The sequence below is a fragment of the Delftia sp. genome (assembly GCF_059499305.1).
Map to the genome: position 1 here is coordinate 99,624 of NZ_JCABYI010000022.1, position 24,648 is coordinate 124,271.

17 protein-coding genes are annotated in these 24,648 nt (G+C 66.5%); 4 read left to right on the forward strand and 13 right to left on the reverse strand.

Annotated features, from left to right (window positions below; genetic code table 11):
* Nucleotides 1–5 precede the first annotated feature (5 nt).
* The 7 genes from AC5I49_RS13060 to AC5I49_RS13090 form a co-directional block, all read right to left on the reverse strand.
* Entirely contained in the window at nucleotides 6–1,049 is a 1,044-nt protein-coding gene (locus AC5I49_RS13060; RefSeq protein WP_495789477.1) for a Bug family tripartite tricarboxylate transporter substrate binding protein, read from the reverse strand.
* Nucleotides 1,046–2,077: a 3-hydroxybutyryl-CoA dehydrogenase gene (locus tag AC5I49_RS13065; RefSeq protein ID WP_495789478.1), complete on the reverse strand. Its 1,032-nt coding sequence runs from the start codon at nucleotides 2,075–2,077 to the stop codon at nucleotides 1,046–1,048. The genes AC5I49_RS13060 and AC5I49_RS13065 overlap by 4 nt, the downstream gene beginning before the upstream one ends.
* On the reverse strand, nucleotides 2,074–3,153 hold the full coding sequence (locus tag AC5I49_RS13070; protein WP_495789479.1) for an NAD/NADP octopine/nopaline dehydrogenase family protein: 1,080 nt from the start codon (nucleotides 3,151–3,153) through the stop codon (nucleotides 2,074–2,076). The genes AC5I49_RS13065 and AC5I49_RS13070 overlap by 4 nt, the downstream gene beginning before the upstream one ends.
* Before the next feature lie 32 nt (nucleotides 3,154–3,185).
* Nucleotides 3,186–4,685 carry an indolepyruvate oxidoreductase subunit beta family protein gene (locus AC5I49_RS13075; RefSeq protein ID WP_192368536.1) on the reverse strand — a complete coding sequence of 500 codons (1,500 nt, stop codon included), beginning with the start codon at nucleotides 4,683–4,685 and terminating at the stop codon, nucleotides 3,186–3,188.
* A 9-nt stretch (nucleotides 4,686–4,694) separates the two neighbouring features.
* The gene (locus AC5I49_RS13080; protein ID WP_495789480.1) at nucleotides 4,695–6,854 is read right to left on the reverse strand and encodes a thiamine pyrophosphate-dependent enzyme; all 2,160 of its coding nucleotides are present in this window, start codon (nucleotides 6,852–6,854) and stop codon (nucleotides 4,695–4,697) included.
* A 308-nt stretch (nucleotides 6,855–7,162) separates the two neighbouring features.
* Nucleotides 7,163–8,311, reverse strand: coding sequence for a CaiB/BaiF CoA transferase family protein (locus tag AC5I49_RS13085; RefSeq protein ID WP_495789481.1), 1,149 nt, complete (start codon nucleotides 8,309–8,311; stop codon nucleotides 7,163–7,165).
* 94 nt (nucleotides 8,312–8,405) lie between these two features.
* Nucleotides 8,406–9,326 carry a LysR family transcriptional regulator gene (locus AC5I49_RS13090; RefSeq protein ID WP_495789527.1) on the reverse strand — a complete coding sequence of 307 codons (921 nt, stop codon included), beginning with the start codon at nucleotides 9,324–9,326 and terminating at the stop codon, nucleotides 8,406–8,408.
* Nucleotides 9,327–9,452: 126 nt separating this feature from the next.
* Between AC5I49_RS13090 and AC5I49_RS13095 the strand changes: the two genes are divergently transcribed.
* The 3 genes from AC5I49_RS13095 to AC5I49_RS13105 all read left to right on the forward strand — a co-directional run bounded on the left by AC5I49_RS13095 (nucleotide 9,453) and on the right by AC5I49_RS13105 (nucleotide 11,428).
* A complete protein-coding gene (locus AC5I49_RS13095) occupies nucleotides 9,453–10,424 on the forward strand; it encodes a tripartite tricarboxylate transporter substrate binding protein (RefSeq protein ID WP_016447264.1) in 972 nt (323 codons plus the stop codon).
* Between the two features lie 11 nt (nucleotides 10,425–10,435).
* Nucleotides 10,436–10,900, forward strand: a complete 465-nt coding sequence (locus tag AC5I49_RS13100) for a MaoC family dehydratase (protein WP_016447265.1) — start codon at nucleotides 10,436–10,438, stop codon at nucleotides 10,898–10,900.
* A gap of 129 nt (nucleotides 10,901–11,029) precedes the next feature.
* Entirely contained in the window at nucleotides 11,030–11,428 is a 399-nt protein-coding gene (locus tag AC5I49_RS13105) for a YkgJ family cysteine cluster protein (RefSeq protein WP_013799932.1), read from the forward strand.
* Between the two features lie 7 nt (nucleotides 11,429–11,435).
* On the opposite strand, the gene AC5I49_RS13110 is transcribed toward AC5I49_RS13105, so the two are convergent.
* From AC5I49_RS13110 to AC5I49_RS13130, 5 genes are all read right to left on the reverse strand, one after another.
* The gene (locus tag AC5I49_RS13110) at nucleotides 11,436–12,836 is read right to left on the reverse strand and encodes a sensor histidine kinase (protein ID WP_046239392.1); all 1,401 of its coding nucleotides are present in this window, start codon (nucleotides 12,834–12,836) and stop codon (nucleotides 11,436–11,438) included.
* A 4-nt stretch (nucleotides 12,837–12,840) separates the two neighbouring features.
* A complete protein-coding gene (locus AC5I49_RS13115) occupies nucleotides 12,841–13,545 on the reverse strand; it encodes a response regulator transcription factor (RefSeq protein ID WP_017407046.1) in 705 nt (234 codons plus the stop codon).
* A gap of 153 nt (nucleotides 13,546–13,698) precedes the next feature.
* Nucleotides 13,699–14,835 (reverse strand): TolC family protein, encoded by a 1,137-nt coding sequence (locus AC5I49_RS13120; RefSeq protein ID WP_223275166.1) that lies wholly within the window; start codon nucleotides 14,833–14,835, stop codon nucleotides 13,699–13,701.
* 289 nt (nucleotides 14,836–15,124) lie between these two features.
* Nucleotides 15,125–18,238, reverse strand: coding sequence for an efflux RND transporter permease subunit (locus tag AC5I49_RS13125; RefSeq protein WP_310040236.1), 3,114 nt, complete (start codon nucleotides 18,236–18,238; stop codon nucleotides 15,125–15,127).
* A gap of 21 nt (nucleotides 18,239–18,259) precedes the next feature.
* Nucleotides 18,260–19,408: an efflux RND transporter periplasmic adaptor subunit gene (locus tag AC5I49_RS13130; RefSeq protein ID WP_016454185.1), complete on the reverse strand. Its 1,149-nt coding sequence runs from the start codon at nucleotides 19,406–19,408 to the stop codon at nucleotides 18,260–18,262.
* A gap of 818 nt (nucleotides 19,409–20,226) precedes the next feature.
* Here AC5I49_RS13130 and dinG point away from each other — a divergent pair.
* Nucleotides 20,227–22,401: an ATP-dependent DNA helicase DinG gene (dinG, locus tag AC5I49_RS13135; RefSeq protein ID WP_154832960.1), complete on the forward strand. Its 2,175-nt coding sequence runs from the start codon at nucleotides 20,227–20,229 to the stop codon at nucleotides 22,399–22,401.
* A 1,523-nt stretch (nucleotides 22,402–23,924) separates the two neighbouring features.
* Here dinG and AC5I49_RS13140 read toward each other — a convergent pair.
* Complete coding sequence (locus AC5I49_RS13140; RefSeq protein ID WP_046984862.1) at nucleotides 23,925–24,557, reverse strand: acyloxyacyl hydrolase; 633 nt, start codon at nucleotides 24,555–24,557, stop codon at nucleotides 23,925–23,927.
* Between the last annotated feature and the right edge of the window lie 91 nt (nucleotides 24,558–24,648).

Here is a 24,648-nt window from a genome sequence, read left to right on the forward strand (position 1 = left end):
CTCCATCAGTCCGCCTTGATGTTTGCGGCCTTCACCACGGCGGCAAATCGCAGGGCCTCGGCCTGTACGGCGGACTTGAACGCGGCCGGGCTGGCCGGCAGGGGCTCGGCGCCCAGCTCGGCGAACCGCAGCTTGATGGACGGCTGCGCGAGCAGCTTGTTGATCTCGCCGTTGAGCCGGTCCACCACCTGGGGCGGCGTGCCGGCAGGGCCGTAGACGCCGAACAGCGTGTCGACGGCCACGTCGCCCAGGCCTTGTTCGGCAAAAGTCGGCGTGTCGGGTGCCTCGGGCACGCGCGCCGGCCCCACGACCGCCAGCAGCCTGAGCTTGCCGCCGCGCACCCAGGTCAGCGCCGTGCCGGGCACGAAGGCATAGTCGATCTGGCCCGACAACAGGTCCTGCAGCACCGGCTGCGCTCCACGGTAAGGGGCGTGGGTGGCGACGATGCCGGCAGCCTGCTTGAAGATTTCTGCGGCCAGGTGCGGCGTGCTGCCTGTGCCCGGAGAACCGTAGCTGAGCTTGCCGGGATGGGCGCGTGCGTGTTGGACGAAAGCCTTCAGATCGCGCGGCGGCAGGTCGGGCCGCGTGACGAGAAACAGACGGCTGTTGGCAAGCAGCGCCACATGCACCAGATCCTTGCCCGGATCGAACGACATGCTGGAGAACATGTAGGGATTGACCGACTCGACGGTGGAGGTGGTGACAAGAAAGCTGTGCCCGTCACCGCCTTTGACCACCAGGTCCGCAGCCAGGTTGCCCGAGGCGCCACTGCGGTTGTCGATCAGCACAGGCTGGCCCAGGGCTTCGGCCAGTTGCGGTTGCAGCAACCGTACCATCACATCGGCCAGGCCACCAGGCGAGAACGAGACGACCAGGCGCAGCGGCTTCGTCGGCCAGGCGTGCGCGGCGGTCACTGCGCCGACTGCGCACAGCAGCACGGCCAGGGCCTGCCGGCAGCCGCGCAGCAGCAGGCGGCGGCGCCTCCGTGGGGCTGGCAGGCATTTCTCGCGGGATGACTCGTGAAATGAGGTGGTGCGGGCATGACTCATGGAAGGGCTCCCGGTGAGGCAAGGGTCAGGTCGGCCGCCGGCCGCCAGAGGCCGGCGTTGCGCAGCTGGGCGAGCGTGCGCGCCAGCACGTCCTCGCGGCAGGCGGCAAGGTCCTGTCCCGCGTAGTCATAGAAGCCGCTGCCCGACTTCAGGCCCAGCAGGCCCTGCTCGACCATGCGGCCAAGGATGGCGGGGGCCGCATAGCGCTGTGCATCGATCGAGGCAGACATCTCGCGGCTCGCGTGGTGCAGGATGTCGCAGCCGCCGAAGTCGATGAACTCCACGACGCCCATCGCCGCGAAGCGCAGGCCCAGCCCGTGGCGCGTGGCCTTGTCGATTTCCTCGGCGGTGGCGATGCCCTCCTCGATCATGCGGGCCGCCTCGTTCATCACCAGTGCCTGCAGCCTCGGCACGATGTAGCCCGGTGCCTGCGCGCACAGCACCGGCACCTTGCCTATCGATTCGAGCATCGCCGTCGCGCGGCGCACGACGTCCGGGTCGGTGCCTGCGTGCGCGCTCAGCTCGACCACCGGGATCAGGTAGGCCGGGTTGAGCCAGTGCATGTTCAGAAACCGTTCAGGCCGGTGCACGAAGCCGGCGATCTGCGTGACGAGAATGCTGCTTGTCGTGGAGGCCAGGATGGCTTCTTCATGGCAATGGCGGTTGAGCTGTTCAAAGGCCTCGCGTTTGGCCTCCAGCGTTTCCGGGACACCTTCGAGCACCAGGCCCGCGCCCGCCAAAGCCCTGCTCGCGGCATCTGCCGCGAAAAATTCGATCCGCGCTTCGATGGCCTGGGCCTGCGCGGCCTGCAGCGCGCCCAGCCGGGTCAGCGCCTGCAGGCTGGCGCGGATTTCCTGGAAAGCCTCGTCGCGCAGGCGCTCGGCGGCCTGCGCTGCACGCGGCTTGAGGTCGATCAGCGCGACGCGGTGGCCCGCATAGGCGAAGGCGATGGCGATGCCGCGTCCCATGCGGCCGGCGCCCACGGCTGCGACAGGTGCCGGCATGGGCTCGGTCAGATGCGCTGTCATGGCCGCTCCCCGTCGTGCAGGCGCTGCTGCAATGCGGCGCGGTCAAGACCGGCAAGACCCAGAGCCTCGAAGGTGCGCGGGCCGTGGCGCAGGTCGCGCCCGAGAAAGCCACCCACGATGGCGAGCAGGCCGTGCGCAACAGGCGCATCCACCTGCGCCCAGCGCGCGGCCGAGGCAAGAAAGGCCAAGCCCAGCTCGGTGTCTTCGGTGATGTAGCGATGCCGGTGCAGGTCGATGTGCTCTCGCCAGTCACCGGACTTGACGAGCTGCTTGTGCGCGTCGCCATACATCCATTGGTCGTTGTCGTAGTGGTCGGCCAGCGGATAGTGGGGCGCGCCATAGCCCAGCGCCTCGCGCACAGCCATGCGTTCGCGGTCGAGACGGTCGGTCACGGCGCGCACTGCCGCCTGCGTGCCTTCGTTGTGGATGTCCCAGCGCTCGAAGTGCTGCAGCGGCGCGGCGTTCATCACCATCAATGGCGGATGGATGACCGGACCTGCATTCATCATTGCACCCGAAAGCGCATCGCCACAGGCATGCACGCTCGGATAGGCGGCGCGGATCACGGCGATGGCTTCGGTTGCCTTGCGTGCCGGGTACACGCCGGTGGGCAGGCGCAGTGCACGCACCGTGACGTTGACTTCGCGCTCCCCATGCTTGCGCGCCAGATAGGGCAGCGTTCCGGTTTCGGCCCAGGCGACGTCGGCCCGGCTGCCGGCAGCACGCACCAGCCGTGCCATCACATAGCTGCCGAAGGTGCCTGGCGGCAGGAAGACAACCTGCCCATCGGCCAGATGCGGAGCCATCGCGGTGGCGATGTCGGCCTGGGCGATCGCCGGGCTGGGGATCACGACCAGCTGTGTTCCGCTCAAGGCCTGGCCGATGTCGGGTGTCGCCATGGCAAGCGGCACTTCTCGGCTGCCCTTGGCATCCTTGAGGATGATGGAGCCCGCCGCCGCAAGCGGTTCGAGCGCCGCCGCATCGCGCCGCCACAGCCGGACTTCATGGCCCGCTTCGGACAAATCGGCCGCTGCCGCATAGCAGCCGTGGCCGCCGCCCAGGATGGTGATTTTCATGACGTTCCCTCCTTCATGCTTGTTGCTTGAAATCAGGCCAGTGCCTGGCCTTGCAGTGCGGCCCGCAGCGCGTGGCCATGCTCGTCCGCGAGAGCCGCCTCGCGCAGCGCACACAACGTGGCAGGCGCCAGCGCAGACCCGGCGCGGCGCACGGCCTGCATCAGCAGCTGGTAGTTCGCCAGGCCCCGCGCATGGGTGTCGCCATAGCCCTTGACCAGGCGCTGACAGCGGACCACCTCGGACGCCAGGGCCGGGTTGAAAGCGGCCGTCTCGGCGATCTGCGCCAGCCATTGCTCGATGCGCGCGTTCTCGTGCTGGAAGCGCAGAGAGCCGCGCCGCAGGCCGCGCAGCCGCGCCAGGCCCCACAGCAGCAAAAAGCCGCGCAGCGAACTGGTGGAGACCGTGCGCCCCTGGCGCGTGAAGCGCGCCACCAGCCGGTGCACCGCATGCGGCCTGGCCAGCCAGCGGCCCAGGCCTGCGGGCAGGGTGTCGCAGATTTCTTCGATGCGCGGGTGCATGAACTCCTGGATTGCGATCTGCTGGCCGGCCTGCAGCCGCACTTCGGCCTCGACCCGTGCGAAGCGGCTGCCGCGCGTCTTGAGGTCGGCCACGCGCACCGTGTCTTCGTAGGCCATCCACAGCGCGAGGTGGCGCGCAGCGTCGCGCAGCAAGGCCCCCGTGCCATCGCTTGGCAGGGCCTGTACCTCGGCCAGACGATCGAGGTAGAGCGCGGCGTAGGCCGGATCCTGGTAGTCGATCAGACGGCGTATGCCTTCGGTGATGAGCGGCTGTGCGTCGCCGGGGAATGCCGCCACGCGCGCCAGCAGGGCTGCTACGGCTGGCTCGCGCGCGGCCGGAGGCTGGACGGGGTCAGCCGTCTGCGCTTGCGTTCGTGGCGCAGGCTCAGCCACATGCTCATAGGCCGCACCAAAGGCCTTCAGGCTGGACTGCACGCCCACGCCGCCGCGCTCGATGGTGGCCTCGAACTGCGCCCGGCTCCAGGGCAGTACGCCGGTCGCCGCCAAGGCACCGAACAGCGCCGCGCTGACCACGCTGCCGGCCTGTTCGGCCACCTGGGCCATGTCCATGCCCACGAAGCGCCGGGCCGCCTGGCGTGCATGGGACAGCAGGGCGGCGCTGTCCACGCGGCCATCGCCCATGGCAGATTTTTCCGCGATGGAATAGACACGGTGCGTGGACGTCACCAGGGTGGTGCGCTCGTGCGTGACCAGGCCGCGCTGCACGGCCCGGCCCGCCTCCATGAGTTCGGAGGCCAGCACCACGTCCACGTCGCCGGGCAACGGCATCAGTGCCAGCACGGGTTGGCCACCGTCGTGCTGCGCCCGCTCCAGCGCAAACAGCTCGACGTAGTAGATGGTGGCGCCGGTGCGCTGTGCCACGCCGGGCACCGAGGTGCTCTGGGCAATGAAGCCATTGGCCTCGCCGAGATCCACCAGCCAGTCGGCCAGCACGCCGCCACCTTCCCCCCCCATGGCGAGAATGGCGATCTTGATGGGTTGGGGACTTGCCATGCCAGGCCCTCAGAACGCGTAGCGCGCACGCCGCTGCTGGTCCCGCGCCTGCAGCCAGCCGATCACGGCGCTGCGCAGACGCTGGCGCAGGCGGTCCCAGCGCGTGGGATTGCTGACGATCTGCGCACGGTAGAAGGAAGGGCACAGCACGGCCGCGTGCGCCACCTCGCCGCACAGGCCGCAGCCCACGCAACTGTCGAGCACGGTGGCCACCGGGTCGGTGCGCAGCGGGTCGGGGTTGGGCTTGATCGACAGCGAGGGGCAACCCGACAGGCGGATGCAGGAGTGATCGCCCGTGCAGGTGTCCGGGTCCACGCCGAAACGCTCGCGCACCACGCGCTGGCCGCTGGCGATGGCCTGGCGGACCCTGGGCTTTTCGCGGCGCTGCAGGTTCAGCATGCACTCGCTTTGCGCGATCAGCACCTTGGGGCCCTGGGCCGTGGTGGTCAGCGCCTCGCGCAGCGTACCCACCACGGCCTTGAGGTCGTAGGTGCGGCGCACGGTCCTGACCCATTGCACGCCCACGCCGCGCACCGCCTTTTCGATGGCGTGGTTGGTGCTGCGCGTGGGGTTGGAGGCCTTGGAGGAAAGAATGTCCTGCCCTCCCGTGGCCGAGGTGTAGCTGTTGTCGACGACGATGGTCAGGTTGTCGCTCTTGTTGAACACCGCGTTGGCGATGCCGCTGGTCAGGCCGTTGTGCCAGAAGCCGCCGTCGCCCATGACCGACACCACGCGCTTGACGCCCTCGCGCGGCTGCGCGGGATGGAAGGCCGCGGCCCCCGCTGCGCCCAGCCCGTAGCCCATGGTGGTGTTGCCCAGGTTGAAGGGCGGCAGGATGGAAAACAGGTGGCAGCCGATGTCCGCACTGACATGGTGCTCGCCCAGCTCGCGCTGGACCAGCTTCATCGCGGTGAAGATGGGCCGCTCAGGGCAACCCGTGCAAAATCCCGGCGGGCGCGCCTGCACGCTGGCCTCGACCGGGGGCAGGGAAGGCACGGAGGCCAGCGGGATGATCCTGCGCGGCACCGGCTGCGGCGCCAGCCGGCCCTGCGCCTGCAGAAAGGCGCGCACCCCCTTGAGCAGGGCGGCCGTGGTGTACTCGCCGAAGGCGGGCAGCACGTTCTTGCCATGCAGCGCAGTGGCCGATCCGGCCTGGCGCAGAACAGCCGCCACGTTCTGCTCGACGAAGTTCGGCTGGCCTTCCTCCACCACCAGCAGGGCGCGCTTGCCCGCGCAAAAGCGCAGCAGCTCGCTGTCCACCAGCGGATAGGCCACGTTCATCACGTACAGCGGGATCTGCGTGTTGCCGTAGGCATCGGCCAGGTCCAGCGTCTGCAGTGCACGGATCAGGCCGTTGTAGCTGCCGCCCTGGCAGGCAATGCCGATGTCGTCCGCATCCTCGGCAAAGAATTCGTTGAGCCCGCGCTCCTCGATGAAGCGCACGGCGGCGGGCCAGCGCTGGCTGAGTTTTTCCTGCTCGTGCACGAAGCTGGCGGGCGGCAGCACGATGCGGCCCACGTCGCGCTGCGGCTGCGCCATGGCCTGCTCGATGGTGTGGGCAGGCCGGCGGTTGTCGCTGGCGATGAACTGGCCATGCACATGGCAGGCGCGTATGCGCAGCTGCAGCATCACGGGCGTATGGCTGGCTTCGGAAAGATCGAACCCATTCTTCACCGCCTGCACGATGCTGGGCAGATTGGGGCGCGGGTCCAGCAACCAGATCTGGGACTTCATCGCAAAGGCGTGGCTGCGCTCCTGCATGATGGACGAGCCCTCGCCATAGTCCTCGCCGACGATGACCAGCGCCCCACCCTGCACACCGCCCGAGGCCAGGTTGGCCAGCGCATCGGAAGCGACGTTCGTGCCCACCGTGGCCTTGAAGGTCACGGCGCCGCGCAGCGGGTAGTTGACCGAGGCGGCCAGCGTGGCGGCCGCCGTGGCCTCGCTGGCGCTGTTCTCGAAGCGTATGCCGTGCTCGACCAGGATGTCCTGCGCATCGGCCAGCACATCCATCAGGTGCGAGATGGGCGCGCCCTGGTAGCCCGCCACATAGTTCACGCCCGACTCCAGCAGCGCCTTGGTCACGGCCAGGATGCCCTCGCCACGGAACACCTCACCGGCGCCCAGGCGCAGCTTGCGGACCTCTTCGACAAACGAGCGTTCTGCCATTCGGAACCCTTCGCATGAACCGCGTGGGGAGCGGTAATCCATGAATTTGGATGAAATATGACATGCATCAACTTCAAAGTAAATGCATCCAAAATCATGGTTTTCCCAGGCCTTCAAACCGGTATCCGCAGATGCCTGCAGACAGGCTCTGACGAAAAAAAGCGCTCCGGGGGAGCGCTTTGCGGTTTCAAGAATTCCTCAGAACTTCATCGCCATCGAGACCCGCAGATTTCGCACCTCAACGGAATACGACAAGGGCGACACGATGGGCGTGCAATGCGTGCAGAAGAAGTGCGGGCCGCCCAGGCTCAGTGCAGCCCGCCAAACTCCTCCCACAGCGCCTGCGTATGCTCGCCCAGCGCGGGCACGGCGCCCATGGCGGCTTCGGCATCCGACAGCGTGGCCGGGGGCAGCAGGGCCTGGATGCTGCCGGTGGGCGTGGCCACCTCGCGCCAGCGTTCACGCGCCTGCAGCTGGGGATGGTCCCAGACCGCGTGCATGTCGTTGAGCGGCGCGTTGGCGATGCCGCCTGCATCCAGGCGCTGCATGGCCTGTTCGCGGCTCAGGGGGGCCAGCACGGAGGCGATCACCGCGTCGAGTTCCTTGCGGTGCGCCACGCGCTGCAGGTTGGTGGCAAAGCGCGCGTCCTGCGCCAGCGCGGGCTGCTGCAGCACATGGGCGCAGAAGCTGTGCCATTCGCGGTCGTTCTGCAGGCCGAAGATCAGGCTCTGGCCGTCACCGGCCGTGTACTGGCCATAGGGCGCGATGGAAGGGTGGGTCAGCCCGCTGCGCGCAGGCGCCGCGCCGCCGTAGTGGGCGAAATTCAGCGGGTAGGACATCCATTCGGCCAGCGCCTCCAGCATGGATACCTCCACGCGCAGGCCCCGGCCGGTGCGGGCGCGCTGCAGCAGGGCAGACAGCATGCCCGAGTAGGCATACATGCCGGCCGCGATGTCGGCGATGGAAATGCCCACGCGCGCGGGCTGGTCGGGCGTGCCCGTGACCGAGATCAGGCCGGCTGCCGCCTGGATCAGCAGGTCATAGGCCTTTTTGTCGCTGAGCGGTCCGCCTTCGCCATAGCCCGATATATCGCAGACGATGAGACGCGGATATTTCTCATGCAGGCTGTCGAAATCCATGCCCATTCTCTGCATGGCACCGGGGGCCAGGTTCTGGATCAGGATATCGGCGTTTTCCAGTATTTTCCCGACGATATTCTGCCCTTCGGCGGTCTTGATATCTGCAGCCAGGCTTTGCTTTCCCCGATTGGCCCAGACAAAAAAGGATGATTCACCATGGACCTTGTCGTCATAGCCCCGCGCAAAATCCCCATCGGGCAATCGCTCCAGCTTGATGACCCTGGCGCCCAGGTCCGCCAGCTGCCGGCTGGCAAAAGGCCCTGCCACGGCGTGTTCCATGGCCAATACCGTCAAACCATCCAATGGGCGTGTCTGCATTTTCTTGAACGAGGCGAATATTCGATTCGCCGCATTCTAGAAGTGCGACCATCACCCAGCCAGTCGGCATTTTCTAAGCGGAATTTCAAATCTTCTAAGACAGGGATTCCTGCACGGCGCCTTCCTCGGGCAAAGGCTGGGCCGCCACATAGGCCACGAAATCGCGGGCATAGGCGGGCAAGGTTTCGGGTTCGCGCGTGACCACCTTCTGCTCGCGCTGCGCCCAGGCCTCGTCCAGGCCCACGGCAGCCAGCCTGCGCGCCTGCAGCGCCGGCCGGGCAATGGAGCGCGGCACCAGCGCAATGCCCACGCCTTCCTGCACGCACTGCAGCACGGCCTCGAATGTTGGTGCGTGCACACGTACTCTGGGATTCATGCCCAGACTGGATGCCATGCCTTGGAGGTAGAGAAAGTTGCTGGTCTTGCGGCCGATCGAGACCAGGTCGTAGGTCAGCGCAGTTTCCAGCGGCACCCTGCTGCTGGCGGCCAAGGGGTGGCCAGCGGGCACCACGAACACCAGTTCATCGCGGCCATAGGTGATGGCGTGCAGGCCATGCAGATCGATCTGGCCGGCCACCAGACCCACGTCGGCACTGCCGTCGAGCACGGCGCGCACCGTGTCTTCGCTCAGGCGCTCCTCCAGGTCCACATTGACGTTCGGATAATGGGCCAGATAGCGGCTGAGCACGGGCGCGATTCCCGTCAGCGTGCTGCTGTTGGCAAATACGCGGATATGGCCTGATATTCCGTTGATGTGTCTTTGCATTTCTCCGTGCAGGCGGTCCACGCTGCCGAAAATGGAATCGGCGTATTTCTTGACCGTCATTCCCGCCGGGGTCAGCACCATGCCTTTGGACGTTCTTTCAAACAGCGATGCGCCCATGGCCTGCTCCAGATTCTTGAGCCGGTAGCTGGCCGATGGCGCCGTCAAATGCATTTCAGCCGCGCCTGCGCTGAGGCTTTTGGCCTGGGCAATCGCAAGGAAAACCCTGAGATCCGTCAATTCATATCGCATCCGTTGCATGCCCGCTGGGAGCATTTCCTTGGTGTTAGACGGTTTCTAACCGCCCTATCAATGATTCGACTGGCCGCATTGGCAGCGCATTTCTATAGTCGGCGCCAGGAGACAACGGAGAAAATTATGGACTTCAAGACGGCAAGACGCCAAACCCTGATCACCGCCTTGCTGCTGGCCGCCGGCGCGGCCGCAGCGCAGGACTATCCGGCGCGCCCCATCAAGCTGGTGATTCCCTACGCGGCAGGCGGCCCCACCGACACCTTCGGCCGCGCCATGGCCGATGTCTGGAGCCAGAAGCTGGGCACGCCCGTGGTGATCGAGAACCGCACGGGCGCCGGCACCCTGGTGGGCACGGAGGCGGTTGCCAAGGCAGCCCCTGACGGCTACACCCTGCTGCTGACCACGGTGGCGCATGCCGTCAATCCCTATATCCACGACAAGCTGGGCTACCGCACGGAGGAAGACTTCGCGCCTGTGGGACTGCTCGCCAGGGCGCCGCTGGTGCTGGTGGTGGACAAGCGGCTGCCCGTGCAGAGCCTGCCGGATTTCCTGGCCTATCTGCGGGCGCGGCCCGGCCAGGTCAGCTATGCCTCGGCGGGCGTGGGCAGCGCACCGCACCTGGGTGCAGAGCTGCTGAACCTGATGGCGGGCACCCGGGCCCAGCATGTGCCCTACCGGGGCAGTGCGCCAGCCATACAGGACCTCATCGGCGGGCACCTGGCCTTCATGCTGGACAGCGCGCCCACGGGCCTGGCCCAGGTCAAGGCGGGCACGGTGCGCCTGCTGGCCACCACCATGGCCCAGCGCCTGCCGCAGACGCCCGACACGCCTGCCATTGCCGAGCAGGTGCCCGGCTACGAGGCCTATACCTGGAACGCCGTGTTCGCCCCCGCAGGCACGCCGCCAGCGCTGATTGCCCGCCTGCAGTCCAGCCTGCAGGCCACGGTGGACGATGCCGGGCTGCAGAAAAAGGCCTACGACATGGGCCTGGTGCTGGAAAAGCAGCCGCGCCCCCAGGCGCTGGCCGCCTTCCTCAAGCAGGAGCTGGACAAATGGGGCAAGGTCGCCCGGGCCGCCCACATGAGCGCGAACTGAGGAGAGTCGCCATGCCACGCCACCCATCCCTGTGCGCCCAGCGCTACTTTGAAGACTTCGCGCTGGGCGAGGTCTTCGCCCTGCCCTCGCGCACCATGACCGATGCCCTGTTCGCCGCCTTCCAGCTGGCCAGCGGCGACAACCATCCCGTGCACTACGACGTGGAGTACTGCCGTGCGCGCGGCATGCCCCATATGCTGGCCCACGGCTACCAGGTGGCCATACAGACGGCGGCAGGCGCCGGCCTGTTCCCGCACATGGTCGAGGAATCGCTCAAGGGCTTTCTGGAGCAGGGCAGCCGCTTCCTGGCCCCCGTCCATGTGGGCGACACGCTGTACTGCACGCTGACGGTGTCCGAGCTCAAGCCCGGCAACACCACGGGCGTGCTGACCCTGGCGACCGAGGTGCTGAACCAGCGCGACGAGCGGGTGTCGGACGGGTTTCAGAAATACCTGTTGAGGAAGCGGCCGGCCTGAGGGCCAGGGGATGGATGCAGGGGCGGCGTCCCCCAAAGACCCGCCCCGTCGCTTGGCTACGCCGGCGCGGCAACCGCCGCCGGGCTTTCTGGCGAAAAATAGCGGCCCTGCACACGCCCATCGCCCACCATGAGATCCCCCATCAGCATCGTCGACGTCGACCGCCTCGACTCCTGGAGCAAATACAAGCCCGGCATGTGCGACAGCTGTGCGGCCAACTGCTGCACCATGCCGCTGGAGGTGCAGCTGCCCGATCTGGTGCGGCTGGAGCTGGTGGATCCGTTCGAGGTGGACAACGTGGAGCCCAAGCTCATCGCCAAGCGGTTGATGAAGATGCGGCTGATCGACCACTACAACCCCAAGCACAACATCTTCACCATGGCGCGGCGCGCCAGCGGGGACTGCAATTTTCTGGATGCCAAGTCGCGGCGCTGCACGGTCTACGACAAGCGGCCCGAAACCTGTCGCCTGCACCCCAAGAAGGGCCCCAAGCCCGGCTTTTGCGCCTACGGTCACAAGGACCGCTGAAACGGCTTCAGGCCGTGGGCAACCCGGGCAGCCAGATCCTCGCCTGCAGGCCCGGATGCATGTTCTCGAAGCCCAGCTTGCCGCCATGCAGCTGCACGATGGCCAGCACGCTGGCCAGGCCCAGGCCGTAGCCTTCGCGGTCCGATTCGGCGCGGTAAAAGCGGGTGCTCATCTTCTCGCGCGTCTGCGCGTCCACGCCAGGGCCGCGGTCCTGCACGATGATTTCCACGCCCCAGGCGCCGCCGTCCATGCCGTGTTCGTGGGCCACGCCCGCGCGCAGCAGCATGTCGGCGCCGTGGTCGCTGTCGGGCAGTGATCCGTACTTGATGGCGTTGTCCACGAGGTTGGCCACGGCGCTGGCCAGCAGGTCGCCGTCGCCCAGCGCCATGGGCGTGCCTTCGACCTGCAGCCGCAGCACGCCGCCTGCGTCCTCGACCAGCGGTTCGTAGAACTCCACCACGTCGACCAGCAGGGCGCGCAGGTCCACGGGCGCGAAGTTCTTGCGGCTGGCGCCGCTTTCCACTTCGGCAATCTGCAGCAGCTTGTCGAAGACCACGCCCAGCTCGGCCACTTCCTGGGCCACCAGCGCCAGCGTCTCGTTCTTTTCCTCGGGCGTGGCCTGCTGGGCATTGCGCAGGCGCAGCAGGATGCGCGTCAGCGGCGTGCGCAGGTTGTGGGCGATGGTGTTGGAGACATGGCGTATGCCGTCCATCAGCAGTTCCAGCCGGTCCAGCATGGTGTTGATGTCGCGGTTGAGCAGCGTGAACTCATCGTCGCGGCGCGTGACCGGGATGCGCTGGCGCAGGTCGCCCGTGGCCACGCGCGCCATGGTGCTGCGGATGTCGGCGGCACGCTCTTCCACCACGCGCCGGAAGGCCCCGGCGCCCAGTACGGCCATGCCCAGGGCCACCAGGCCGGCCAGCAGGCTGGCGCGGCCGAACAGCTCCTCCACATCGCTTTGCACCTGCATGTCGCTGCCCACGGCCAGCAGCTTGCCGTCGGACAGCTGGGCCACGGCCACGCGGCCCGCGATGATGCGGCCGTTGCGCCGCACCTTGAGATCGCGCACGCCCATCTCCGTCAGGCGGCGTGCGGGCACCACGTCGGCGTTGCCGATGATGGGATTGCCGTCGCCATCCATGAGGATGAGGATTTCGGTATCGGTGTTGACGCCGTCCAGCAGGGTCTGCTGGATCTCGGCCTCCAGCGCGGGCTCGCCGTACTTGTCGCGGTGCTCGACCAGGCGGCGCATGTGGTTCTCGGCCTGCCGGTCCATGCGCATGCGCAGCACGCCCACGGTCTGCACGTAGAACACCGACAGCACGATGGACATGGTCAGCACCAGCAGCACGCCGTAGGTCAGCGCCAGCCGGAAGGCCGTGGAGCTCCAGGGCTTGGCCAGCGACATGGGATCAGGCCACCTGCGGCAGGTCCTGCGGCCGGTCCGACAGGCTGTAGCCCACGCCGCGCACGGTGTGGATCAGCGCAGGCTCGAAGCCCTTGTCCACCTTGCCGCGCAGGCGGCTGATGTGCACGTCGATGACATTGGTCTGCGGGTCGAACCGGTAGTCCCACACCGACTCCAGCAGCATGGTGCGCGTGACGATCTGGTGCGCGTGCTGCATCAGAAAGGCCAGCAGGCGGAACTCGCGCGGCTGCAGGGCCAGCGGCTGGCCCGCGCGCTCGGCGCTGCGCGTGAGCAGATTCAGCCGCAGGTCGGCCAGGCGCATCTCGCGCGCGGGGGCCGGGATCTGGGCGCGGCGCACCAGGGCCTCCAGGCGCGCCGAGAGTTCGGAGAAGGCAAAGGGCTTGGTCAGGTAGTCGTCGCAGCCGGCCTTGAGGCCGCGCACGCGCTCGTCCGTGGCCGACAGGGCGCTGAGCACCAGCACCGGCGTCTGCTTGCCCATGGAGCGCAGCGTCTGCAGGATCTGCAGGCCGTCGAAGCCGTTGGGCAGCATGCGGTCGAGGATGATCACATCCCAGCTCTCGCCCACGGCCATGGCGATGCCCTGCACACCATCGCTGCACACCGCCACCTGCGCGCCCTGCTGGCGCAGGCCTTCGGCGATGTAGCGCGCGTTCAGCGCGTCGTCTTCGATGATGAGATAGCGGTACATGCGGGCGGCAGGGCCTGACTCGAAACTGAGGCAGACACTATACGGCGCGCCAGACTCCGCCGAGATCGGTGGGGATGCCGGCATGTTGACCACCTCTTTCCAGCTAGGGGCAGGGCCGCGCGGCATCCCAGAGCACCGCGCCGCATGAAACCGTCAGGGCGCAGCCCACATCGGCAGATCGCCGCTGGCCACGCGCACCTGCCACTCGGCCAGCATCATTTCCTTGACCAGGTCCAGGTGCTCCAGGCGGTGCTCGTTGATCGATCCCAGCGAATCGATCAGCTCCAGGATGGAGCCCTGGCCCAGCTTGTAGGCGTCCTGGGCCATCTGGTTGAGCGGCGCGATCTGCGCCAGGCCCTGCTTTTCGTAGGCGCGCACGGCATCGCGGCGCAGCTTCAGCTGCCTGATGGCGCGCTGCAGCTCGGTACGCGCCTCGATCAGCGCGGCGTCGTAGCGCAGCTGGGCCTGCTCGGCCTCCACCTGGGCACGCGCGATGGGGCCTTCGCGGCGATCGAACAGCGGCAGCTCCACCGACACGCCGATCTGGTTGTAGTTGCCGTCCAACCGGTTGCGCACCCGCGCCACGCTGATGCTGGGCGTGGGCAGGGCTTCGCGGCGTTCCAGCTCGACCTTGTGGCGCAGCTGGTCCAGCTCGGCCTGGGCGGCCACCAGGGCCGGCAGGCGCAGGCGCGCGGCCTCCCAAAGTTCCTGCTCGTGCAGCAGCTGGGCCACGGGAACGGCCTGCAGGCTGCCCGTGGCGCGCGGTGCCCACTGGGGCAGGGCGGCCAGGGCGGCGGCGTGCGAGGCGGCATCCTGCCAGTCCGACTGGGCCTGGCTGACCTGCATGGCCATCTGGGCCTGCTGCAGGCTCAGGCGCGCGCCGTCATAGCGGCTGCGCGCACCGGCCTCGATCTGTCCGCGCACGATATTGCCCGCGCTGTTCAGGGCCTCCTGCGCCTCTTGCCAGACCTTCAGGCGCTGCTGCGTCATCAGCAGGTCGATGAAGGCCGTGGCTGCATCGTTGAGCGTGGTGGCCACGGCCACCTCGACATTGGCGCGCGCCGCCGTCTCGCCCTTGCGCGCGTTCTCCATGCGCAAACGCCGCTGGCCGAAGATGGGCAGCGGCTGCTCTATGCCCCACTGCTTCTCGCCCGGCTTGCTGCTGTACGACGCCGAAGGATTGGGAAACGCCGCCGCCGTGCGGCTGTCCGCCTGCGCAATCCCGATCTGCAGCCGCTGCGCAGCCAGCTGGGGCTGGTTGCGCACCACCATCTGCAGATACTCCTGCATCCCCACCGGCTGCTGCGGCGCAGCCGCCGGAGCCACCTCGGAAGCAGGCGCCGCAGTGATGGCCGGCACAGCCGCCCCGCCCGGTACAGCGGGTACAGCCTGCTGCGCAAGCGCAGAACCCGCCCCCCAGCACAGCGCCACAGCCACAAACAGGGCCCGATAACGGGCGCTGCCTGCAAAACCGGCGCGACCAAAAGCCAGGGACGCCGAGCAAGAGCCGCCTCGCGGCGAGGGCGTCGTCCCCCCCGCGAAGCGAGAGGGGGAAGCGGCGAAGCCGCTCAGGGGGCTATCACTCTTTTTCATCGAGTTCTTCCTGCGTCAACATGTTCTTGGGGCCCAACAGCGCATAGAGCACGGGCAGCAGCACCAGGGCCACCAGGGGCAGCACCACCATGCCGCCCACGATCACGGAGGCGAAGGGCTTTTGCGTCTCGCTGCCCACGCCCGTGGACAGCGCCATGGGCAGCAGGCCCAGCAGCGCCAGCAGCGCCACGAGCACGATGGAGCGCATGCGCTCGGCAGCGCCCTCGACCAGGGCCTGCATCATGGGCATGCCTTGCCGTCGCAGCTCCTCCACGGCCGAGATCACCAGCAGCCCGGCCAGCGCCACCTGCCCCAGCAAGGCAATGAAGCCGATGGCCGCGCTGATGGACAGCTCGATGCCCGCCAAGTGCAGGGCCGCGATGCCGCCCACCATGGTGAAGGGCGCGCACAGCAAGATGATGCCGGCGCTGCGCGCCTGGCCCAGCGCGCCGAACAGCAGGGCGTAGACGATGATCAGCGACAGCGGCACCACGATCTTCAGGCGCGCGGCCGCGCGCTGCTGGTTCTCCCACTCGCCACCCCAGACGGCCTGGTAGCCCTCGGGGATCTTCACGTTCTTCTTGAACGTGGCCAGCGTGTCCTTGACCACGGAGCCGATGTCGCGGCCTTCCACGTTGAACTTGAGCGCCATGTAGCGCGCATTGCCTTCGCGGAAGATGGAGGAGTTGCCGATCTTGATGGCCACCTGGCCCACGGAGTGCAGCGGCACCGAGCCGCCCGCAGCGCCATTGGGCAGGGGGATGGCGATGTTGCGGATGCGTTCCTCGTCCATGCGGTCCACATAGGGCAGGCGCACGCGCACGGGCACGGGGTACTCGCCTTCCCACAGCGTGGTGGAGATGTTGCCGGCCAGCGCCGCCTCCAGCGTCTTTTGCGCGGTCTCCATGGCAATGCCCTGGCGCGCCAGCGCCTGGCGGTCGAACTCCACGTGCACCTGGGGCGCAGGCGCGTCGCGGTACAGGCCCAGGTCGACCACGCCGTCGATGTCCTTCACCAGGTCCACGGTCTGCTGCAGGATGGAGCGCAGCTGCGGAATGTCGGGGCCGAAGACCTTGAGCACCACCTGGCCGCGCGCGCCGGACGTCGATTCCTCCACGCTGTCGCGGATGGGCTGGGCGAAGTTGAACGACACGCCCGGAATCTCGCTGAGCGTGGCGCGCATCTGCTCGATGAGCTGGGGCTTGGTCAGGCCCTTGCGCCATTCGCCGTGGCCCTTCAGGCGCACCAGCACCTTGGCCAGGTTCAGCGTCTCGTTGTCGGTGCCGGACTCGGGACGGCCCTGCTCGGTGGTGACGGTGATGACCTCGGGGAAGGTCTTCAGGCGCAGGCGCACGTCGCGCAGCACTTCCTGGCCCTTTTCCAGCGAGATCGATGCCGGCATCTGCACCAGCACGTAGGCGTCGCCTTCATCGAGCTCGGGCAGGAATTCCGTGCCCAGCCAGGCGGCCGACAGGCCGGCCGCCACCAGGATGGCCAGCGAGGCGACCACCACCACGGCACGGCGCCGCCCGGCGCCCAGCAGGCTGCCAATCCAGTGCTGGTAGCCGTGGTGGGCGCGGTCGAAGATCTTGGGCTCTTCCACCATCACGTGCTGGGGCTTGAGGAACAGCGCGCACAGCGCCGGCACCAGGCCCATGGCGAAGACCAGGGCACCCAGCAGCGCGAAGCTGTAGGTCATGGCCAGCGGACGGAAGATGCGGCCCTCGATGCTTTCCAGCGAGAACACGGGGATCAGCGCCGCGATCACGATGGCCATGGCGAACAGCGTGGGCTTGGCCACGGCCACGGCCGAGTCGATGATGATGTGGCGCATGTCCGCCTGCGTCTGCGGCTTGCGCAGGCGGGCGTTGCGGATGATGTTCTCGGCCAGCACCACGGCGCCGTCCACCATGATGCCGAAGTCGATGGCGCCCATGGAGATCAGGTTGGCCGGCATGCCCAGCAGGTGCAGGCCGATGAAGGCCACCAGCAGCGACAGCGGGATCACCGTGGCCACGATCAGCGAGCCGCGCAGGCTGCGCAGGAACAGCCACAGCACGCCCACGATCAGCGTGGCGCCGAACAGCAGGTTGTGCTGCACCGTGCCCAGCGTGTGGCCGACCAGGTCGGAGCGGTCGTAGTTGGTCTCCATGTGCATGCCCTCGGGCAGGCCGCCGTCATTGAGCGCGGCCACCTTGGCATGGATCTGGTCCAGCACCACCGAGGGGTTCTCGCCGCGCTTGAGCAGCACGATGCCCTGGACCACGTCGTCGGCATCGTCCATGCCCACCGAACCCTGGCGCGGCGTGTGCGACTGCACCACGCGCGCCACGTCGCCAATGGTCACGGGCGCGCTGCCGCGCATGGCCACGACCACGCCCTGGATCTCCTGCGGCGTGCGCAGCAGGCCGATGCCGCGGATGATCAGCGACTGCTCGCCGCGGCGCATCAGGCCGCCGCCCACGTTGCGGTTGGACTTGGACAGGGCATCGCTCACGTCTTCCAGCGACAGGCCCAGCGCATACAGCTTCTCGGGATCGACCTCGACGTGGTACTCCTTGACGAAGCCGCCGATGCTGACCACGTCCGCCACGCCCTGCACCTGCTTGAGCACGCGCACCACGCGCCATTCCTGCTCGGTGCGCAGCTGCGCCAGCGTGTGGCGGTCGCTCTTCAGGCGGTAGTAGAAGATCTTGCCCAGCGGCGTGTAGTCGGGCGCCATCTCGGGCGTGACGCCGTCGGGCAGATTGGCCTGGGGCAGGCGCTGCGACACCTCGGCGCGCGCATGGAAGCTGTCGGCCTCGTCATTGAAGACGAGGTTGATCATGGCCAGGCCGAAGTAGCTCTCCGAGCGCAGCGACACCAGGCCCGGCGTGCCGTTGAGCTCGCGCTCCAGCGGCTGGGTGATCTGGCGCTCCACCTCTTCGGGGGCCAGGCCCGGCGCCTGGGCAATCACGCCCACCTGCACATTGGTCACATCGGGATAGGCCTCGATGGCCGTGTGCAGGTACGAATACACGCCATAGATGGCGATGATCAGGGTGGCGCACAGGGCGACGAGCCGCCGGTGCACCACAAACGCTATCAGGGAACGCAGCATTGATGGGACTCCTTGCCGCGATCAGAGCAGCTGGCTGGCTGCGCCGTCGAGCAGCAGGCCACCGCGCACGACGATCTTTTCACCCGACTTCAGGCCCGACACCACGGGCACCATGCCGCGCGAGGGCCGGCCCAGCACCACGGTGCGGGCCTCGAACTGCAGCTCGCCGGTCTGCACGAAGACGATGCTGCGGCTTTCATCCTTGATGAGCACGGCCGTCACGGGGATCAGCATCTCGTGCTCGTTGGAGACCTGCAGGCCCACGCGCGCCTGCATGCCGGAACGCAGCACGGGGTTTTGCGCATCGAGCTGCACGATGACGGAGGCGCGGCGCGATTCCTTGTCCAGCGTGGCGCCCAGGTGGCGCACCGTGCCGGTCAGGGGCTTGGGCAGCTGCGGCACATCGACCTGCACGGCACTGCCCAGGCGGATGCCGGGCAGATCGCTTTCGAAGACATCGGCCACCACGTTCATGGCGGCGGGATCGCCGATCAGGAACAGCTCGCCGCTGGGCTCGACCGAGGCGCCGACCACGGCCTTGCGCTCGGCCACCACGCCGGCGCGCGGCGCACGCAGCACCAGCCGGTCGCCGCCGCCTTGCCCCAGCAGCGCCGACGTGCCCTGGGCACGCGCCAGCTCCTGGGCCGACTCGCGCAGCTTGGCCTGGGCCGCGCGCAGATCCACCTCCACGCCCACGCCCTTGTCCACCATGGTCTGCTGGCGCCGCACTTCCACGGTGGCCACGTCATGCGCGCTGCGGGCAGCTTCCACCTCGTAGCGCACGCGCAGCGCCTCGGGGCTGACCAGGGTGGCCAGCTCGTCGCCGGCCTTGACGATGTCGCCCACGTGGGCACGCACGGACACCACGCGCGCGGCCAGCGGCACCGAGACGGTGGCCACGCGGTCCTCGGCAAAGGTCACGCGCGCCGGCGCCCAGGCCATCTGCGTGCCCTGCGGATCGGCCACCGCGGCGATGTCCAGCATCTTCAGCGACTCGGGCTTGACCCGCACCACGCCGGCGGGCGCGGGTGCCTGCGCGGCAGGCTCGTTCTGTGCCGATGCCTTGGATGCATCGCAGCCCGCCACAAGGCAGGCCACGGCGATGACGGCGCATGCCGAGGCCGCCGGAAACCGGGCTGCCGTGGGCAGGCCCGCAAGTGTCTTGATCATTCTTGCCCCTTCAATCCATGCCTGGAGCGCAGGGACTGCAGCGAGCCGACCCTTGTCTCCTGAGATGAAACAGATGCTAGAAAACGCATCTTCCGGCGTGCGTGAAGCCTTCATTACCGTTTGGTAAGGCACTCGCATGCCCTGGGCTCGCCCCCGGGACCTGTCCCCGGCGGGGATGGTCTGTGCCTTTGCCGGACTTTTGCGAGATCCGGCGCGGTCCGCGGCGCACAGCCTGCGCGGTCCCGGACCTGCCGCCTGGCGTGGGACCCAGGCCAGGCCGCAGCGGCGGCAGACCTGTGGATATCCCGGGGAAAAATGCGCCCTGCAAAGCCAGAGATCTGCACAGGCCCTGTTTTCCACAGTGGTGACAACTTCCATCACCTTCTGCAAATTGCAGCAAACCTGAATCCTCGAAAAATTCGTTGCAAATCAACGATGAATCGCGACAATTACTCCATCAATCCACAGGCATGCCAACAGCATGCACACAAGATTGACCACAGGCCGCACACCCTGGCAGCTGTGGGCAAGACTGTGGATGCAGCCACGCGCACAGCCATCAACGGCCATGGGAACAATCCGGGAACAGCCGGTGGACAGATATGTCCATCCCGGCCACCGATACCCACCTGTACGCACATGCGATTGGCGGGTGCAGTGATCCATATGACGTGCAGCTTGTAGGCTGTACGGCATACGAAAAACGCGCTTTGTGCGCTGTATTCCATAAGATTTCGCATCTTATTTAATACATATCACTGTACGAATCCTTATAAACAGACGGACCAAAGTGATCCATCTGTTCGAAATACGCCGAAATGCATGAAAAAAAATGGGCTGACCAAGCCCTGAAATCCTTCGATGACGTGGTCGGAGCCATCCCGGGGTTCCGAAATCGTGAGGGGCAGCGAAAAATGGCGGCCCAGGTCGCGCAGACCTTGAGCCAGGCCCAGCTGGGAAAAATCGATGAGGGCGCGCCGGAGCCCACCCGGTCCATTGCCGTGGTGCAGGCCGGAACGGGGGTGGGCAAATCGCTGGCGTACAGCATTCCCGCCATTTCGATGGCGCTGGCGCGCGGCACCCGGGTGCTGATTTCCACGGCCACCGTGGCGCTGCAGGAACAGCTGGTGAACAAGGATCTGCCCGCGCTGGCCCAGCAGCTGGAGCAGCCCTTCAAATTCGCGCTGGCCAAGGGCCGGGGCCGCTTTGTCTGCAAACTGAAGCTGGAGCGGCTGGCCAGCACCGGCGAGGCCCAGGACGAGGATCTGGACGATCTGTTCGCCGAGGAAAAGGCCCAGGCCCAAAGCCGCGTGGCACGCCCGGCCCTGGAGCTGGAGGCGCGCATGCAGTTCTACAAAAGCATGGCCAACGCGCTGGCCAGCCAGGCCTGGGACGGCGACCGCGACTCGCTGGAAACCCCGCCCGAGGCCGAGGCCTGGAGCCCCGTGGCGGCCGAATCCTCGTCCTGCACGGGCAAGCACTGCCCGGCCTTCAGCAACTGCGTCTACTACGAGCGCCGCAAGGACCTGGTGGCCGCCCAGGTCATCGTGGCCAACCACGATCTGCTGTTGTCCTCCCTGGGCGCGCGGCTGCTGCCCGAGCTGGACAACTGCCTTCTGGTGCTGGACGAAGCCCACCATCTGCCCGCCACGGCGCTGGGCCAGTTCGCCGGCGAGATGGACCTGAGCCGCCTGGGCTGGATAGACAAGCTGACCAGCCGCGCCCTGCGCGTGAATACCCTGGTCGAAGTGGAGGAACTGGCCGACCTGCCCAGCCATGCAAGCCAGCTGCGCCAGCAGCTGCAGGAACTGGCGCGCCTGGTGATGGAGCTGTACGGCGATACGCTCAAGTCACAAAAGGACAGCTGGGGGCCGGCCCGGGTGCGCGTGCCGCGCGGCATGCTGCCCGAGCCCCTGCTGGAGCCACTGGGCAGGGCGGCCCACCATGCCAACAGCTTTCTGGACGCGCTGCGCGCCATCTCCAAGGCGCTGCGCGCCGCCATCAAGGACAATCCAGAGGAAGCACGCAGGCTGTCTACAGCTTATGCACAGGTTGGCGCACTGGCACCCCGCCTGGAATCCGTCTATGACACGGCCCAGTTGCTGATGCAGCAGCCGGCGCAGGATGACGACAGTAGCCGCGTACCCAATGCCAAATGGTTCACGTTGGAGACAGATGGCGAGTACATCGTGGTCAAGGCCCATGCCAGCCCCATCCTGCCCGGCGCCACGCTGCGCCATCACCTGTGGTCCCAGGTGCGCGGCGCGGTGCTCACGTCGGCCACCTTGACCAGCTGTGGACAATTCGACTTCTTCCTGCGCGAGGCCGGCCTGCACGACGATGCGGCCGTGACCACGCTGGAAGTGCCCAGCCCCTTCGACTACGCGCGCCAGGGCACCCTGGTGGCGCGCGAAACCGTGGCCGATCCCAAGGAGGCCGCCCGCTTCACCCAGGAGATGGTGGACGCCCTGCTGGGCGACCTGTCCCGTGTGCAGGCCGGCGCCTTGGTGCTGTTCACCTCGCGCGAGCAGATGCGCCTGGCGGTGGATGCGCTGTCCACGGCCATGCGCTCGCAGGTGCTGGTGCAGACGGCCATGCCCCGCGCCCTGCTGCTGGCACGCCACCGCGATGCCGTGGAGATGGGCGAGCCCTCCATCATCTTCGGCATGCAGTCCTTCGGGGAGGGACTGGACCTGCCCGGCGCACTGTGCGAGTCCCTGTTCATCACCAAGCTGCCCTTTGCCCCGCCCGACGACCCCGTGGGCGAGGCCCGCGCCGAATGGCTGCGCAGCAGCGGCCGCAACCCCTTCAACGAACTCGTGGTGCCGGCCACGGCGATACGGCTGGCCCAGTGGGTGGGCCGCGCCATCCGCACCGAGGAAGACCAGGCCCATGTCTACTGCTATGACCGGCGCCTGGTGAACACCAGCTATGGCCAGCAGCTGCTCAAGGGCCTGCCGCCCTTTGCCCTGCAGCGCCGCCCGGCACGCTGAGACGAAAGCTGTGGAAAGAACGGGGAAACCAGCCCCTCTCCGTTTCCTCCACCTTCCCCCATCCACACAAGCCCTTGATTTCAGGCAATTTTCCTGAAAACCATCCTCCCGATTGCCCACAGGCCATTTGCACACAGCCTGTGGGCAACTTTACTCCACGGGATCCGTTCATGCATGCGGCGCCCGGCAACAGGTTCAAAGGACCTGCGCGACCTCGCAGGCCACACCTGCCGACCACCCCCGTAGATCACGGCCCACAGGCCATCAGGCGGCCCCAGGAAGCGCTTTGGCGCCCCTGCAGGGGTCCTGGCATCTGCCTGGTGTTTGCGCTGTCTGCGGGCCGTTGGAGAGACGGCCTGATTCCCATCCTTTCTCCCTGCAGTGCTGCAGCCATCACTTTTCGTGATTGCCCTTGCCAGTGCTGGATCAGCTGCTCCTGATTCGGATGCACAGGCCGCTTGCAGGGCCCAGATCAAGGATTGAATTTTTTTGAATGAACAACGGCGGCCTCTGGCGTGTCCGCATGTGCCCGTGCGAGAGACGCCGTTTCCTCGAAGTTTTCCCTGGTTGTTCACAGCCTGGCGTGAAAAAGGCCGTCGTTCACCTGCATGCCAACCGGGTGACGGGTGAAGTCTTGTCTTCATGAGCAAGGCCATCGCCCAGGAGTCTTGCGGATTTTTTGCAGACAGGCGCGCCAATTTCGCTGGAGCGCAGTCCTTCTTTGCACATGCCTGGCTCCAGCCGAGCTCACGCGTCTGTTTTTTTGGCAAACCTGGTTGCCTTGGCTTCCCGGCGTGACTTCGCCTTTGGTTGTTCTTTGATCTTCTTATAAAGAATAGTCGTAGTAGTAGAGGCATGATATCTCTGTGGATAACTGCCATTACCTTAAAAAAAACAAGGATCTAGCGTACTGAAAAACATGTGGTCAACGCCCTGTTCCCGGTGTCTTGCCAACGGGGATAGATTGCATGTCACGGATTTTTCTGTGGATAACTTGAAAGTTGATCATCTTCTATCCACAGTTTTGCATGACAGGCTTTTTTTGTGATGTTTTCTTGTAAGTTATTGATTTAAAAGAAATTTAAGCGTTTACCATTCAGAAGGCAGACCTGTGATGCATGGATGAACACAGGGTCTGACCATGCTGTGATCTGTTGACAAGCAGCTTTTCCTGGGCAAGAGGGCTGCTTTTTTTATCCAGATCGGCGTTCGTGCTGTGAAAAACCGAGCTCGGCTGTTATTCCTATTTCTTCTATTTTTTAATTAGTAGTAGTAGTAAGTGAAGCGCTTAATTGTTGATAACTGATTTTTCACATGGAAAATCAATAAGTTATGAGTATGCAAACCCTGTGGTGGATGCTGCCTTGCAGCTGCACCCGTTTTGGGAACAACTTTCCGCGATGCATCCATCGTGTGGATAAGCATGGATTTACAAGGTTTTTATACCCAGGTTTTTCCACAGGCCTGCAGCGGGCAAAAAAAAGACCACCTCGCGGGTGGTCGGGGCTGGGCTGCAGCGATGGTCAGAAATGGTGGGCGTAGCGCAGCTGCAGGAAGTTTTCGCCGGGGTTGGGCTTCTTGATGCCAGCGTTGGAATGGTGCTCCAGCCTCAGCACCAGTTCATGCTGGCCTTGGTTGCCAAACAGGTAGCCCACGCCGATATGGGTGGCGAAGTTGTAGCGGGTCGGGAATTCCTTCTCGTCCGTGACGTAGCGCCGGTTCAGTGCCCAGCTCAGACCCACGCCGGTTTCTGCAAACCAGGGCGACTGTCCGTTGCTGCCACGCCAGCGCAGCGTGGGATTGATGCCCACCACCCAGGTGCTGCGGTGGCTGCCTTCCAGGGGGGCGGACCATCGCGCGCCCCAGATATCCCAATAGCCGCTGAGCTGGCCGCCCCACAGCGCATGGCGCCAGTTGCGCCAGGGCACGGTAACGCCCAGGGTCCAGCTGTCGGCGCTGCGCTCGGCCGCGCCATATTGCAGGTACAGGGAAGGGGTGGATTCCGGCGCCAAGGATTGCGCCTGGGTCGCCATCGGCAGGACAGCGCCTGCGCAGGCCAGCATCACGGTCGCTGCCAGGCGTGCTGGCGGATGGATGCGTGCCTTGGCGAGGCGCTGGTAGCTGGATGGCGTCGTTTGAATGATTTTGAGGGCCATGATCTTCTCCGGGGGCGGCACACGTTGCTGTGCCTGTAACACTCTAGGGAGGCTGGTGAAGACCGGGGCGTCAGCAAAAAAGCCCTTGCAC